The sequence below is a fragment of the Kribbella sp. NPDC051936 genome (assembly GCF_040680955.1).
Lineage (GTDB): Bacteria > Actinomycetota > Actinomycetes > Propionibacteriales > Kribbellaceae > Kribbella.
Genome location: NZ_JBFAXS010000004.1, coordinates 388619 through 403678, shown reverse-complemented (window position 1 = coordinate 403678; position 15060 = coordinate 388619). Strand labels below are relative to the sequence as shown.

Sequence of the window (15060 nt, the reverse complement as noted above, 5' to 3'; positions counted from 1 at the left end):
GCCGGTCATCTGGCTGTTCAGCGGGGAGCCTTCGCCGCGGCGGCCTGCAGGGTGTCCGGGGTGACCAGGCCGACGAAGACACGGCCGTCGTCGGTGATCAGCGCGCTCACCATCTTGCTGGTCACCACCTTGCCCTTGCCCCACGTGCCCTGCACCGTCGGCGCCTTGGCGAGCAGCTGCGCGAGCATGCCGTTCCCGGTCAGGCCGGAGGTCTCCGCACCGCGGATCATCGCGACGCTCTCCCAGCCCTCACCGATCACGGTCGGACGATCGGCCTTCGCCGCACCGGGCTTGCCCGGCTCGATCTGCTTCGGCGTGACCTGCTTCGGGGCGACCCGCTTCGGCCCGGCCGTCGACGGCACCTTCTGGTCCGTCACCTTCACACCCTTCGGCGGAGTGAAGGTGAACGTGGACGCGGCCGGTACGTCGAACGACACCGAGCTGAAGCCCAGCTCGAGCGCCGGGTCGTTGCCCTTGCGCGGCATCACCGTCACGTCCAGCGGGACCCAGGTCTTGGAGTCGATCGCCAGCGTCACGGACCCGACGGTCGTCTTGTCGGTCTTCGGCACCAGGCGCAGCTTGTACGCATCCCGGCCGGCGACCTTCTCGGTGCCGCTGACCTGGACCTTGGTGGTCGGGTCGATCGCGTCCAGGAACTGCTTGGCGACCGCCTGCGGGTCGTACGACTCCGGCCTCGACTCCGGCCGGGCGGTCCGGTGGGCCGGCAGGGTCAGCTTGGTCGCCTCGCGCTTGGACGAGTCGTAGGCCCAGGCGGACTTCCCGTCGGTCGTCCAGACTCGCTCGGCCTGGTTGTAGATGATCGAGACGCGCGCCTTGTCCGGGCCGGCGTACGCGACCCGGGCGGTGTGCTCGCCGCTGAGCAGGTCGGTGAGCTGCTGGGTGCCGGGCGCCATCCCGGGGATGGCCGGCAGACCGAGGTCGGCGTCCGAGCGGACGGTGCCGCTGAGGCCGTCGACCTTCGCCGTCTGCACCTTCGCCAGCAGGTCCTGCGCGGTGATCCCGGGCAGCTTCGGCGAGGCATCGGCGACCATCGGCCCCAGTGCCCCCACGCCCGCCACCACGGCAACCGCCGTGACCGGAACCAACCACCGTCGACTGCGCTGTGCTACGCCCATGGATACAGCCTCGCACCGGGCCGGGGCGGATCCAAGTGCCCTCAGGGTAGGTTCACCCGAAAGAGTGAGCCCGGCGTACGACCGTGGTCGTACGCCGGAGCCTCAGCGGGACTGCAGCGCGTCCAGGGCCACGGTCATCGCGGCCGCGACCCGGAAGTCCAGGCGCTCGTCCTGGACGGTGATCCGGTAGCGGTCCCGGACCGACAGCTTCCGCTCCACCGAGAGCACCGGCTGCCCGGTCGACCGGTCGGTGAAGTCGAAGTGGAAGATGAACGGCAGCGGGATCTCGCCGATGAACGGCACGAAGTCCCAGACCCGCCGGACGATCGCGACGGTCTGGTTGCGCTCGGTGCCGGCCGCCTCGACGCCCGGCGCGCTGAGCTGCCAGCTCGACCGCAGCAGGCTCTTGCCGAACTCCTTCTTGAACCACCCGATCACCTGCCCGTCGGCGTCGTAAACGTCGTACCCCGACCCCAGGTCGATGGTCTTGCGGGCCTTGAACGAGAACACCGGCCGAGTCTTGGTGTCGTCGCTGTAGAACGTCACCTGCTCCTTGAACGCCATCCGCTTCTGCTGCGCGAACGCGAGCAACGGGCCGTCGCTACCGTCCGGGTTGGTGGCGATCAGCTCGTACTTGTTCGCCATCATCGTCACGCGCTGCTTCATCGAGAAGGCGGGGGCATACATCACAGCATTCATGCGGAGGAGTGTGTCAGACCACAGGCCGACGCACCGACCTGCAGACCGCGAGCGAGCGCCACGGCCCGCTCGGAATCCTCGACGACCTGTACGACAAGCTGCCCGACGCCCTGCAGGGCCAGGTCCCTGGCGATCTCGACGCCGAACTCCACGGCCTCCGCGGGAGTCCGGGCCGCCCTCCACAACACCCCGAAATCACCGGCCGGCCGGTCCGTCCCCAGGTCGACCACCAGCACCTCCGCATCCTGGAGCTGCGCCGCGTCACCGCCGACCACCACCCGCACACACTGGCCCGCCGCCGGGACGACGTCCTGCGCGGCCTGCGCGGCGTCGCCGACGATCGAGGCGGTCCGGCGGCCCCACTCCTCGTGATGGACCGCCCAGGACAGCGGGCGGCGCTTGGCCCACCCGGAGCGGACCAGCTCGGGCGCCGGCGCGAACCGGTCGACGTACCCGACGCAGAGGTATCCGATCAGCTCGATGTGCCGGGGCAGGTCGAGGACCGCCGCGACCTCGGCCGGTTCGAAGAACGAGACCCAGCCGACGCCGAGACCTTCGGCGCGGGCGGCGAGCCAGAGGTTCTGGATCGCGATCGCGGCGGAGGACATGGTGGTCCGCGGATCCGCATGCCGGCCGAGCACGTGCCGGCCGCCGCGGCCGGGGTCGCAGGTCACCGCGATGTTCAGCGGCGCGTCCAGGATCGCCTCGATCTTCAGCCCGTCGAACGCCGCGCGCCGGTCCGGCGGGAGCGACGCCGCGAACGCGTCCCGCTGCGCGACCGCGAGCTCATGCACCTTGCGCCGGGTCGCGACGTGGCGGATCACCAGGAAGTCCCACGGCTGGCTCAATCCCACACTGGGCGCCCGGTGCGCCGCCCCGAGAACCCGCCCGAGCGTCGCATCGTCGACCGGGAGATCCAGAAACCCGCGCCGTACGTCGCGCCGCTCGGCGATCACCCGGTACACGGCCTCCCGGTCCCCCGGCCCGTACCCGGCCGCGGCCGGTGTCCGGCCGAGCGCAACGGTGGCGTTGGAGCTTCGCTGCTTCGGGAGGACGAGCTGGGCGCCTGTGGCGAGGACCGCGGCCTCGGCGACGCTCGAGGTTCCCTTCAGCTGCTCGACCTGCTCGCTCGGCGTCGGCACCCGCTGCTCGGCGAGCTCGTCGGCCGAGAACGTTCGCAGCTCGGCGCCCAAGTCGTCGACCAGTTGCCGTACGGCGGGCTCGCGTTCCTTGCCTTCGACCGTGACGACCAGGCTGATCGTGTCGGGTTGCTCGCGCAGGATCGTGGTGACGAGTTCGTGCAGTTCGGCGTACGGCGTACCGGAGCGAAGGCCGACGCCGAGGACGAGGCTCACCGGGCACGCTCGCGCGCGGCCGTCACGAGCCGGGCGGCGACGTCCGGGGTGGCGGTCCAGTGCAGGTGCAGGTACGACGCGTGGACGTGCGGCAGCGTGATGCCCTCCACGCCGCCCGGGAGATGCCAGGCAGGCCGTACGCCGGTGTCCGTGTCGAGCGTGGTGCGGTGGAACTCGTGACCGCGCACCCGGCGTCCCTCGTCGAAGAACCGGGTGGTGCCGGCGGCGACCGCCGTACGGTAGCCGAGCGTGAGGCGTCCGGTCATGCGGCCGGTCGCCGGGAGTACGCCGGTCATCGGGTGACCGTCGAGCTCGCGGCACAGGTACAACAGGCCTGCGCATTCGGCGACCACGGGCAGACCGGCCGCGGCCTCGGTGGCGACCTGATGGCGGAGCTCGGTGTTGGCGGCGAGCGCCTCGGCGTGCAGCTCCGGGAATCCGCCGCCGAGATACAGCGCAGCGGTTGCCTCGGGCAACGTATCGGTCAGCGGGTCGAAGGTGACGACATCGGCCCCGGCCGCGGTGAGCAACTCGGCGGTCTCGGTGTAGCGGAACGAGAAGACGGGCCCGCCCGCGACGGCGACCACCGGCCGGGCACCGTCCGGCAACGTGACCTCGGCCGACGGGTCCCACGGTGTGGCGTCGTGTGCGGGCGCGGCCTTCGCCGCGGCGACGAACGCCTCGAGGTCGACGCCGTCGCGCACCAGTTCGGCCGCGGCGTCGACGGCGCGCTCGGCCTGTTCGCGTTGCTCGTCGGCGGGGACGAGGCCGAGATGACGACTCGGAACCGTCAGCCGCGTGTCCCGCCGCAGCACCCCGAGCACCGGTACGCCGGTCGGTGCGACGCCCGCCCGGACCTCGGCCTCGTGCCGGTCCGTGCCGACCTTGTTCAGGATCACCCCGACGATCCGCACCTCGGTGTCGAAGGCGACGAATCCTTGGACGACGGCCCCGACGCTGCGACCGGCCGCCGACGCGTCCACCACCAGCACGACCCGCGCCTTCAGCAACTTCGCGACGTGCGCGGTCGACGAGAAGCCCTCGGTTCCGAGCGCGCCGTCGTACAGGCCCATCACGCCTTCGACGACGGCGATGCCGGCGCCGGTCGCGCCGTGCGCGAAGAGCGGTCCGACCCGCTCCTCCCCCGACAGCATCGGGTCGAGGTTGCGTCCCGGCCGTCCGGTCGCGACGGCGTGGAAGCCGGGATCGATGTAATCGGGCCCGACCTTGAAGCCCGCGACGACGTGGCCGGCCCGGCGCAGCGCCGCCATCAGCCCGACCGCCACGGTCGTCTTCCCGGCGCCGGACGACGGTGCCGCCACGACCACGCGCGGGATCACCACTCGATGCCCTTCTGGCCCTTCTGCCCGGCGTCCATCGGGTGCTTGAGCTTGGTCATCCGGGCGGCCAGGTCGGCGGCCTCGAGCAGCTTCGGGGCGGCGTCGCGGCCGGTGATCACGACGTACTGGTGGCCGGGCCGGTCGACCAGCGTGTCGACGACCTCGTCGACGTCGACCCAGCCCCACTTCATCGGGTAGGTGAACTCGTCGAGCACGTACAGGTCGTGGGCCTCGGCGGCCAGCCGGCGCTGGATCTCGCGCCAGCCCTCGAGCGCGTCGGCGGCGTGGTCCTCCTCGGTGCCGGCCTTGCGGGACCAACTCCAGCCCTCACCCATCTTGTGCCACTCGACCGGCCCGCCCTCACCGGTCGCGGCGTGCAGCCGGCCGAGCGCCTTGAACGCACTCTCCTCGCCGACCTTCCACTTCGCGCTCTTCACGAACTGGAAGACCCCGATGTTCCAGCCCTGGTTCCAGGCCCGCAGCGCCATCCCGAACGCCGCCGTCGACTTCCCCTTCATCTCACCGGTGTGCACCATCAGCAGCGGCCGGTTGCGGCGCTGGCGGGTGGTCAGGCCGTCGTCCGGTACGGCGACCGGTTGTCCCTTCGGCATGTCAGGCCGCCTTCCGCTCGGTCACTGCACGGACGAGGTTGCCAGCGGCAACGTCTCCGAGGTCGAGGTACTCGGCCCGGAGGCCCGCGGCGAGCTCCGCGGCGAGTCCGAGCCGGACGCCGCGGTGCGGCTCGCAGTCGACCACGACGGTCGCGACGCCGCGGTCCGCGAGCCAGCCGGCGGCCTGGCGGGCGCGGGCGAACGCGTTGTCGCCGTGGGTGGCGCGGCCGTCGGTGACGAGCACCAGGAGCGGTCGCCGGCGCGGGTCGCGAATCGCGGCGATCCGCAGCACCTCGGCCGCCTGCACCAGCCCTTCGGCCAGTGGTGTGCGGCCGCCGGTCGGGAGCGACTCGAGCCGTCGTACGGCGGTCTCGACGCTGCCCGTCGGCGGGAGCGCGACCGTCGCCGCGGCGCCGGCGAACGTGACCAGGCCGACGGTGTCGCGGCGCTGGTAGGCGTCGAGGAGCAGCGAGACGATCGCGGTCTTCACCTCGCCCATCCGCTTCTTCGTCCCCATCGAGCCGGAGGCGTCGACGCAGAACAGCACGAGGTTCCCCTCACGCCCTTCGCGCACCGCCAGCCGCACGTCGGTCGCGCGGACCACCAGCCCGGGACCGCTCCGCCCGCGAACGTTCTGGTGCGGCGCCGCGGCGCGCACGGTCCCCAGCATGTGCGGCCGTCCGGCTTCGCGGCCCACCCGGGCGCGGTCTCCCACCACGCGACCCACCTCGGTGATCGCCCGTCCTCGCCGGCCGGCGACCCCGGCGCCGGCGCTCTGCACGCTCAGCAGACGGGCCTTGTACGGCTCGGAGCTTCCGACGACCTCACCGGGCTGCTCGGCGGACTTGCCTGCAGTTGCGGAGGCCGTCGAATCGGCTTGGTCCGCGCTGTCCTGCCCTTCGCCCGATCCTTCCGTGCCCGATCCTTCCGTGCCCGATCCTTCCGTGCCCGGACCGCCCGTACCGGGGCCGTCCGGGGTGGGCGGATCGTCGTCGGGGTCGGTGCGTGGGGTGCTGTTGTTGATGGCCGCTTCCAGCTGCTGGTCGTCCAGGCCGGGGGCGTCGAAGGGGTTCCGGCGGCGGCGGTGCGGCAGGGCGAGTTTGGCGGCGGCGCGGACGTCGTCGACCTCGACGACGGTACGGCCGGACCACGCGGCGTGGGCGACGGCTGTGCGGGCGGTGACCAGGTCGGCGCGCATCCCGTCGACGTCGAACGACGCGCAGATCTCGGCGATCTGGCGGAGCGCGGAGTCGGTCAGGATCACCTCGGGCAGCAGGTCGTGCGCCTTCACGATCCGCTCGGCCAGTTCCCGCTGCGGGCCGTCGTGCCGGGCCGTGAAGGTCTCCGGGTCCGCCTCGTAGGTGAGCCGCGCGCGCATCACCTCCACGCGGACGGCGGGATCCCGGCTCGCGACCACGTCGACGGTCAGCCCGAACCGGTCGAGGAGCTGCGGCCGCAGCTCGCCCTCCTCCGGGTTCATCGTGCCGACGAGCACGAACCGCGCCGGGTGCGTGACCGAGACGCCGTCACGCTCGACCGTCGCCCGCCCCATCGCGGCAGCGTCCAGGAGTACGTCGACCAGGTGATCGTGGAGCAGGTTGACCTCGTCGACGTACAGCAGCCCGCGATGCGCCGCGGCGAGCAGCCCGGGCTCGTACGCCGTGACACCCTCGGCGAGCGCCTTCTCCAGGTGCAGCGAGCCCAGCACCCGGTCCTCGGTCGCGCCGACCGGCAGCTCGACCAGCCGCGCTGCCCGCACGGACCGCTCCCCGGTGTGCGGACCGTCCGGGCAGGCGGGATCCGGGTGGTCGGGATCGCACGAGAACCGGCAGCCGGCGACGACGTCCACGGGCGGCAGGACCTCGGTGAGGGCGCGGACGGCGGTCGACTTCGCCGTCCCCTTCTCGCCGCGGATCAGCACCCCGCCGATGGCCGGCGAGATCGCCGCCAGGATCAGCGCGAGCTGGAGATCGTCCATCCCGACGATCGCCGTGAACGGGAAGCTGGTCGAACGCACGGACCGCATCGGCGGTGGATCCCTTTCGTCGAGCGGGTGTCCACGCCCGCTACGGCACTGGTACGCCGGCAGCCCGGCGGACGACCGCGGATGTCCTGGCTTCCAGGGATCAGACCCTGGTCACAGTGGCGGGACCGCCCCGGACTCCCAGCACGCTGGTCACCGGTGTTCCTCCACACTCGTCGGCCCGATCATGGCACACCTGCCCGCCGCGCAACGCACCCCGGCCACGTGGCCCTCGCCACGTTCCATGTGGCCATGATCAAGGCGTGCCTGAACGGCGACCGCACGCGAGCGGACCGTCCCGGCGTGCCGATCACCCCCAGCCCCGGTAGAGCTTCAGCGCGTCAGGCGTTTGGCGAGCGCTGTCGCGGCTGCGTCGTCCCTGACCTCGCGGATGCCGACGATCGGTGTGACGGTGACGAAACCCTCGGCGAGGAACGCCTCGTCGGTGCCCGGGACCGGGGTGGCCTGGGTGCGCTCGACGACGATCATCGGCTCGCCCGTCGGAGCGGTCGCACCGACCAGCCGGGTACGCCGGGGCACGGCCAGCGACGCGTGCCGGACGCCGGCGAGCTGTTCCAGCGGGCGGTCCGGGACGTTGATCGTCAGCACCGTCCCGCCCGGCTCGGCCGCGATCCACCCGAGCGCCTCGCCGGCGATCGTCGCCGCGGTCGGCCAGTGCGCCGGGTCCTCGGAGTCGATGCTGACGGCGACCGCCGACGTACCGGTCTCGGCCGCGGTCAGCGCCGCCGCGACGGTGCCCGAGTGGAAGATCGACACGCCGATGTTCAGCCCGCGGTTGATGCCCGACAGCACCAGATCCGGCACCGGCCCGAACGAACCGGCCTGCGCCATCGTCACCGCCTGCGCCGGGGTGCCCTCGATGCCGATGAACGTGACGCCGTTCTCCACGTCGGACGCGGTACGGACCGGCCGCCCGACCATCCCGGCGCGGGCCGATCCGACGCCGCTCTCGTCGAGCATCGGGGCCACCACGAGTACGTCGTACCCGAGCTCGGCGATCGCCGGCGCGAGCGCCCGGATGCCTGGAGCGCGGTAACCGTCGTCGTTCGTGATCAGGACTCGCGGCATGTCTCTACCCAATCAGGCGCGGTCCTCGATGTCACCTTCCGTCTCAAGGACCGCGTTGCGTAGCGTCTCGAGCGCATCCGCCGACGGCTCCGCCCATAGACCGCGCTGGGCGGCCTCGAGGAGGCGCTCCGCGATGCCGTGCCGCGCCCACGGGTTCGACGTCCGGAAGAACTCGGCCATCTCCGGATCGGCGACGTACTGCGTGGTCAGCGACTCGTACATCCAGTCGTCGACCACACCCGCGGTCGCGTCGTACCCGAACAGGTAGTCGACCGTCGCGGCCATCTCGAACGCGCCCTTGTACCCGTGCCGCCGCATCGCGGCCATCCACCGCGGGTTCACCACGCGGGCCCGGAACACCCGCTTGGCCTCCTCCTCGAGCGTCCGCGTCTTCACCTGCGCGGGGACCGCGGAGTCGCCGACGTACGCCTTCGGGTTGGCGCCGGTGAGGTGCCGGACCATCGCGATCATGCCGCCGTGGTACTGGAAGTAGTCGTCGGAGTCCATGATGTCGTGCTCGCGGGTGTCCGCGTTCTTCGCCGCCACCTGGATCCGGGCGTACGCGCGCTCCATCGAGCCGCGGGCCTCGGCGCCGTCCAGGTCCTTGCCGTAGGCGTACCCGCCCCACACCGCGTACACCTCGGCCAGCTCGGCGTCGGTGCGCCAGTTCCGGGCGTCGACGAGCGGCAGCAGGCCGGCGCCGTACGACCCGGGCTTGGAGCCGAACACGCGGGCCGTCGCCTGCCGTACGTCGTTGCCCGCCGCAACATCGGTGTCCACGTGCGCCTTGAGGAAGTTGTCCTCCGGCGACTCGTCGAGGGCGGCGACCGTACGGACCGCCTCGTCGAGCAGCGCGACGACATGCGGGAAGGCGTCCCGGAAGAAGCCGGAGATCCGGATCGTCACGTCGATCCGCGGCCGGCCGAGCTCCTCCAGGCCGACCACCTCGAAGCTCGTGACGCGGCGGGACGCGTCGTCCCAGACCGGCCGGCAGCCGAGCAGCCAGAGCACCTCGGCGAGGTCGTCGCCCTGCGTGCGCATCGCCGACGTACCCCAGACCGTGAGGCCCACGGACCGCGGCCATTCCCCGGTCTCGGCCTGGTGCCGCGTCAGCAGCGAGTCGGCCAGCGCGACTCCGACGTCCCAGGCGTTACGGCTCGGGATGGCCTTCGGGTCCACCGCGTAGAAGTTGCGACCGGTCGGCAGCACGTTGACCAGTCCGCGCGTGGGCGACCCCGAAGGCCCAGCCTCCACGAACCGCCCGTCCAGCGCCCGCAGCACGTTCCCCAGCTCGTCCGGCGTCCGCGCGAGCCGCGGCACAACTTCGGTCGCCGCAAAGGTCAGCGACGCCTCGACCTCGGGACAGTCCCGGGCCAGCACCTCGGCGACCACCACCGGAACCTTCGTCGCGTCCCAGCTCAGCGTTTCCATCCCGAGCACCAGCTTCCGCGCGACAGCCTCCAGGATGTCGACGCCGTCGGCCCCGGTCACCGCCGGCAGGTCCGCGAGGGTGGCCAGATCGGTCAGGTCGGCCGCCGGCCCCGGGTTGGCCAGCAACTCGGCCTCGTCCACTCCGAAAGCCGACCCCAGCGCAGCCCGCAGCCCGGGAATCGAGTACGACCCACCCCACAACTGCCGAGCCCGCAGTACGGCGAGCACCAGGTTGACCCGCGCCTCACCCACCGGCGCACCACCCAGCACATGCAGCCCGTCGCGGATCTGCACGTCCTTGATCTCGCACAGATACCCGTCCAGATGCAGCACGAACTCGTCGAAGTCGTCGTCCTCCGGCTTCTCCGCGGTGTGCAGGTCGTGGTGCAGCTGCGCCGCCTGGATCAGCGTCCAGATCTGCGCCCGCAGCGTCGGCACCTTCTCCGGGTCGAGCGCCTGCACCGTCGCGTACTCGTCGAGCAGGTACTCCAGCTTCGCCATGTCGCCGTACGTCTCGGCCCGCGCCATCGGCGGCACCAGGTGGTCGACCACCGTCGCGTGCGCCCGCCGCTTCGCCTGCGTCCCCTCGCCGGGGTCGTTGACGATGAACGGGTAGATCATCGGCAGGTTCCCGAGCACCGCGTCCGGCGCGCAGCCGGCCGCCATCCCGATCCCCTTGCCCGGCAGCCATTCCAGTGTGCCGTGCTTCCCGAGGTGTACAACGGCCTGCGCGCCGAACCCGCCCTCGTCGGCCGGCGCCTCCAGCCAGCGGTACGCCGCGAGGTAGTGGTGCGACGGCGCCATGTCCGGATCGTGGTAGATCGCCACCGGGTTCTCGCCGAAGCCGCGCGGCGGCTGGATCATCAGCACGACGTTCCCGAACCGCAACGCGGCCAGCGCGATCGCGGGCTCCGCGCCGGACGTGTCGACGTACAGCTCCCCCGGCGCCTCTCCCCACGCCTCGGTCATTGCCGTCCGCAACGACTCGGGTACGCCGCCGAACCAGCGGGCGTACGTGGACAGCGGAACCTTGGCGACCGCGTTCGCGAGCTGCTCGTCGGTCAGCCAGTCGACGTCGTGGCCGCCCGCCGCGATCAGCTGGTGAATCAGCCCGTCGCCTTCGAGCTCGCCGACGTCGAGGCCGCCCAGGTCGTACCCGGCCTCTTGCAGCTGCCCGAGCAGCACGACCGCCGACGCCGGCGTGTCCAGCCCGACGGCGTTCCCGATCCGGGCGTGCTTGGTCGGGTACGACGACAGCACCAGCGCGATCCGCTTCTCGGCTGCGGGTATGTGCCGCAGCCGCGCGTGCGCGACCGCGATACCGGCCAGCCGCGCGCACCGCTCCGCATCCGGCGCGTACCGGGCCAGCCCGTCGGCGTCGTAGGACTTGAACGAGAACGGGATCGTAATCAGCCGCCCGTCGAACTCCGGGATCGCCACCTGCGTCGCCGCGTCCAGCGGGCTGACGGCCGCATCGCTGTCCACCCACTGCTCGCGCGTCGACGTCAGCGCCAGGCCCTGGATCAACGGAATGTCGAGCGAGGCCAGCGCACCGGCGTCCCACGCGTCGTCCGAGCCGCCCGCGCTCGCGTTGGCCGCGACCGATCCGCCGGCCGCGAGCAGCGTCGTCACGAGTACGTCGCACTTGCGCAGCAACTCGAACAGCCCGGCGTTGTCGGGCGACGTCGGGTCGAGCCCGCGGAGCGTCCCGCAGTACACGGGCAGCGGCTGGGCGCCGGCCGCGTCGACCGCGGCCGCGAGCGCGTCCACGAAGGCGATGTTCCCGGAGATCTCGTGTGCGCGGTAGTACACGATGCCGACCACCGGACGCCCGTCCTCGGCGTACGTCCCGCGCACGCCGTACGCCGGGAGCGCGCGCGGCGGCTCGAACTCGTCGCCGGTCAGCAGCAGCGTGTCCCGCAGGAAGCCGGCCAGGTTGCGGAGGTTGTCCGCGCCGCCCTCGCGAAGATAAGCAAGCGCCTCGGTGACCGCTCCGGCGGGGACCGTCGACAACGACATCAGCTCGGCGTCCGGCGCGGCCTCACCGCTCACAACCACCGTCGGCTTGCCCGCGGCGAGGACCGTGTCCAGCCCGTCCTCCCACGCCCGGCGCCCGCCGAGCAGCCGAACGACGACGACCGCAGCGTCGTCGAGCAGCGGCCCCAGCGCCACCGGATCCAGCCGAGCCGGGTTCGCCACCGCCCACCCCGCGCCCGCCTCCGCAGCAGCCAACAGGTCGGTATCAGCAGTGGACAGCAGCAGAAGATTCGCAGGCACGCGCATAGTCCTTCCCGGGGTATCCACGCCCCGACTCCAGGTACGACGGCGGCAGTTCCTGACTCCCCCTGACGGGGTCACAGTGGCGGGACCGCCCCGGACTCACACCGGGTTCCTGCTGATGCCGTCGAATGACTTCGCGACTCTATCCGACCCGACTCGGTCCATGGGCCTGGCAGGATGCGGTTCAGATCACCTCACGAAAGCGCGAAACCTGTGAACTCCTGGCGTGACACCGCCTCGGACGAGGCCCAGCAGACGCTCGACGACCTGTTCGACACTGCCCTCCAGCTCGCGGTGCAGCACGTGGCGAAGCGAGGGGGCTTCCTGCCGTTCGCGGTCAGCGCGGCGGACGGTGACCCGATCTCGATCGAGATGCTGGGTGAGAAGGCCGATGCGCTCCGGACGATCGATCTGCTGTGGAGCAGCCTGCGGGAGCGGCGGGACGACCTAGCAGCGGCCGCGCTCTGGTGAGTTCTAGCGGTGCATGGCGTAGTGGGCAGCCAGGAGGTCGGTGCCCCAGTCGTTGCGTAGGTCACGCCAGACCGAGTGGATGTGATTGGCGTTGTCCTGGGTGTTGTCGTACTCGGCGAGGAACGTCGGGCCGGCGATCGAGTAGTAGTGGCGGTGGCCGGCGCCTGGCTGGGTTTCCCCGGCCCAGGCGAACGTCAGGCGTTCGATGCCGTGCTCGGTGATGTCCTGCCAGGTCTGCAGCCCGATCGGCCCGGCGGCACGGCCGACGTATTGGCCGATGAGGAGGCTGAGGAGCTGGCGCTGGTCCTCGGTCATGTCGCCGTACGCGAGGCCGCGGTGCAGGAGTGACGCGTCGGCCACCGGGTCGTGCCGGGTCAGGATGTCGTCGGGCGCGTCCGGTGAGACCAGCGCGACCTCCAGCTGTCCCGGCTCCAGTGCGTGCAGCAGCTGGAAGCCCAGGTCCTGCTCCGTGGCCAGGAACCGCCGCCCTGCCTGCGGACCGGTCAGCACCTCCGCCGGGTTCGACCCGAGGAACTGTGGCGTGAACGCGATCGCACCGTCGACCACGGTTACGTGCAGCGCCAGGTGGTGACCGTTCAGCCGCCAGGCCCACGGCTCCGTGCCATTCGGATCCCCGAGCACGCGCAGGAAGTACCGGTCGGCGACGGTCGCGCCTTCCCACTCCCCCGACGGCGGCAGGTCCGGCAGCCCGCGGACGACGATCTCGGCGTCCAGAACCGCCCAGACGTCGGCCGTACCGCGCTCGCTGCAGCCGGTCGCGACCAGCCGCTCCACGAGCTTCTGCTGCGCCGGCGTCAGCTCGGTCAGGGCAAGGCCCGGCACAGGTCCCGGCAGGTACGTCCATTGCTTGTGGTCCGGGGTGTCGAAGGGTGCGCGGATCTTGCCGGCCTGCTCCGGTGTCAGGCTCGCCAGCAACTCGAGAACCGTGTCCCGCGTCTGCGCTACAACCATGCCGATCGCTCCCGTTCCGTCGGTTCGTAGGTGGTCCACTGTTCGAACGGCCGGTCCAGCTTGTACCGGAAATCCGGCTGCCGCAGCAGGACGCGTGTTTCGGCGTTCCCCGGGTTCCGCAGCGACTCGAAGAACCGCACCGACCAATGGAACCACCGCATACAGAACAGCCGCATGGTCAGACCGTGCGAGACCAGCAGCACGTTGCGCGGGGCGTCCACGCTCTCGAAGTCGCGGTGCATCGTCTCCAGGAAAGTCGACACCCGGTCGTACACGTCCGACCCCGACTCACCGTGGGTGAACCGGTAGAAGAAGTGCCCGAACGAGTCGCGGAGCTTCTCCTGCCGCTCGATGTCCTCGGTGTCCTGGAGGTTGGCCCAGTCCTGCTCCCGCAGCCGCGGCTCCTCCCGCGGCAGCTCGATCAGGTCGTCGAGCCCGAGCGAGTCCAGCGTCTGCCGGGCGCGCAGGTACGGCGAGACGTACACGCGGACCGGCTCGTTCTCGAACAGCTCCCGCAGCTCCCGCCCTGCCTTGGCGGCCTGCTCATGGCCCACCGGGGTCAGCGGAACCGCGTGGTCAGGGGTCCGCTCGTACACCGTCTTGTCCAGGTTCGCCTCGGACTCGCCGTGCCGGATCAACGCGATCCGCACCGGCCGGCGGCTCAGATCCATCGCTTCCCCTTCCCGAGTACGGCCGCAAGACCCGCGGCGGCGATCCCGACCCGCCGCGCGAGTTCCGCCGTACGGCGCACGTCGGCGACCGTCGGCGCCGGGCCGTCACCCAGTGTGCCGCGATCCTCCTGGTAGCTGCCGTAGCTGTTCGTGCCGCCCAGCGTGAGCCCGAGCGCTCCGGCGAACGCCGCCTCGACCGGCCCGGCGTTCGGGCTCGGATGCTTCGGCGCGTCCCGGCGCCAAACAGCGACGGTTTCGCGGGGGCGGCCGGACGCGAGCCCGGTCAGCAGCGCGCAGACCCGCGCCGGCAACAGGTTGACGAGGTCATCCAGCCGCGCCGACGCCCAGCCGAAGTCCTCGTACCTGGGTGAGCGATACCCGACCATCGCGTCCAACGTGTTCACAGCCCGATACCCCAGCAGACCTGGTACGCCCAGCAACCCGCCCCACAGCAGCGGCGCCACGCAAGCGTCGGAAGTGTTCTCCGCCACCGACTCCACCGTCGCACGGGCCAATTCGTCGGCCTCCAGGTCGGTCGCGTCGCGCGCACACAGGTGGCTGAGGCGGTTCCGCGCACCTGGAATGTCCTTCTCCTCCAGCAGCTCAGCCATCGCCTCGGCCTCACGCTCCAGACTGCGAGCGCCCAGCACAGCCCAGGTGGCGGCGGCCGTAACCGCGGTATGAAGCACCGAATGCCGGCGGCATGCCCGCTCAACCGCAACCCCCAGCGCAGCGGTCGCTCCGACGAGCACGGCCGTGTACCCGGCCCCCCGGCGCCGGGAGTCGCCGTACATCTGCTGCTCCAGCCAACCGGCAGTCCGCCCAAACCCGGCCACCGGGTGATACCGCCGAGGATCCCCCAGCACCCGATCAGCAGCAAACCCCAGCAAAACACCCAAAGCCCGCGACACCCTCGGCAGTCTGCCACGGCACACAGCCGGGTTGTCCGTGCCACCCTCCGGCACCCGGGACCAGACGCGGC

The 15060-nt window shown here is 71.6% G+C and carries 12 protein-coding genes and 2 riboswitches; of the genes, 1 reads left to right on the top strand and 11 read right to left on the bottom strand.

Annotation, left to right across the window (positions count from 1 at the left end; translation table 11 throughout):
* Window positions 1-17: 17 nt before the first annotated feature.
* From AB0L64_RS15830 to cobN, 8 genes are all read right to left on the bottom strand, one after another.
* The gene (locus tag AB0L64_RS15830; RefSeq protein ID WP_363710834.1) at window positions 18-1070 is read right to left on the bottom strand and encodes a hypothetical protein; all 1053 of its coding nucleotides are present in this window, start codon (window positions 1068-1070) and stop codon (window positions 18-20) included.
* Between the two features lie 168 nt (window positions 1071-1238).
* Window positions 1239-1835 carry a hypothetical protein gene (locus AB0L64_RS15825; RefSeq protein ID WP_363710833.1) on the bottom strand — a complete coding sequence of 199 codons (597 nt, stop codon included), beginning with the start codon at window positions 1833-1835 and terminating at the stop codon, window positions 1239-1241.
* Entirely contained in the window at window positions 1832-3190 is a 1359-nt protein-coding gene (bluB, locus tag AB0L64_RS15820) for a 5,6-dimethylbenzimidazole synthase (protein WP_363710832.1), read from the bottom strand. Before bluB ends, AB0L64_RS15825 begins: the two co-directional genes overlap by 4 nt.
* A complete protein-coding gene (locus tag AB0L64_RS15815; protein ID WP_363710831.1) occupies window positions 3187-4533 on the bottom strand; it encodes a cobyrinate a,c-diamide synthase in 1347 nt (448 codons plus the stop codon). Before AB0L64_RS15815 ends, bluB begins: the two co-directional genes overlap by 4 nt.
* Entirely contained in the window at window positions 4527-5141 is a 615-nt protein-coding gene (cobO, locus tag AB0L64_RS15810; protein WP_363710830.1) for a cob(I)yrinic acid a,c-diamide adenosyltransferase, read from the bottom strand. The genes AB0L64_RS15815 and cobO overlap by 7 nt, the downstream gene beginning before the upstream one ends.
* Window position 5142: 1 nt before the next feature.
* Complete coding sequence (locus tag AB0L64_RS15805; RefSeq protein ID WP_363710829.1) at window positions 5143-7167, bottom strand: putative cobaltochelatase; 2025 nt, start codon at window positions 7165-7167, stop codon at window positions 5143-5145.
* An 82-nt stretch (window positions 7168-7249) separates the two neighbouring features.
* Window positions 7250-7329: riboswitch (cobalamin riboswitch) on the bottom strand.
* A gap of 168 nt (window positions 7330-7497) precedes the next feature.
* A complete protein-coding gene (gene surE / locus AB0L64_RS15800) occupies window positions 7498-8253 on the bottom strand; it encodes a 5'/3'-nucleotidase SurE (RefSeq protein ID WP_363710828.1) in 756 nt (251 codons plus the stop codon).
* Between the two features lie 12 nt (window positions 8254-8265).
* A complete protein-coding gene (gene cobN / locus AB0L64_RS15795; RefSeq protein ID WP_363710827.1) occupies window positions 8266-11967 on the bottom strand; it encodes a cobaltochelatase subunit CobN in 3702 nt (1233 codons plus the stop codon).
* 25 nt (window positions 11968-11992) lie between these two features.
* Window positions 11993-12119, bottom strand: a riboswitch (cobalamin riboswitch).
* A gap of 58 nt (window positions 12120-12177) precedes the next feature.
* Here cobN and AB0L64_RS15790 point away from each other — a divergent pair.
* Complete coding sequence (locus AB0L64_RS15790; protein ID WP_363710826.1) at window positions 12178-12435, top strand: hypothetical protein; 258 nt, start codon at window positions 12178-12180, stop codon at window positions 12433-12435.
* Between the two features lie 3 nt (window positions 12436-12438).
* On the opposite strand, the gene AB0L64_RS15785 is transcribed toward AB0L64_RS15790, so the two are convergent.
* Genes AB0L64_RS15785 through AB0L64_RS15775 form a run of 3 tightly spaced genes read right to left on the bottom strand, consistent with a single transcriptional unit; the run spans window position 12439 to window position 14989 of the window.
* Entirely contained in the window at window positions 12439-13407 is a 969-nt protein-coding gene (locus tag AB0L64_RS15785) for a DUF3500 domain-containing protein (RefSeq protein WP_363710825.1), read from the bottom strand.
* Window positions 13398-14078: a phosphoglycerate mutase family protein gene (locus AB0L64_RS15780; protein ID WP_359929668.1), complete on the bottom strand. Its 681-nt coding sequence runs from the start codon at window positions 14076-14078 to the stop codon at window positions 13398-13400. Before AB0L64_RS15780 ends, AB0L64_RS15785 begins: the two co-directional genes overlap by 10 nt.
* Window positions 14069-14989 carry a cobalamin biosynthesis protein gene (locus AB0L64_RS15775; protein ID WP_363710824.1) on the bottom strand — a complete coding sequence of 307 codons (921 nt, stop codon included), beginning with the start codon at window positions 14987-14989 and terminating at the stop codon, window positions 14069-14071. Before AB0L64_RS15775 ends, AB0L64_RS15780 begins: the two co-directional genes overlap by 10 nt.
* Window positions 14990-15060: the final 71 nt, after the last annotated feature.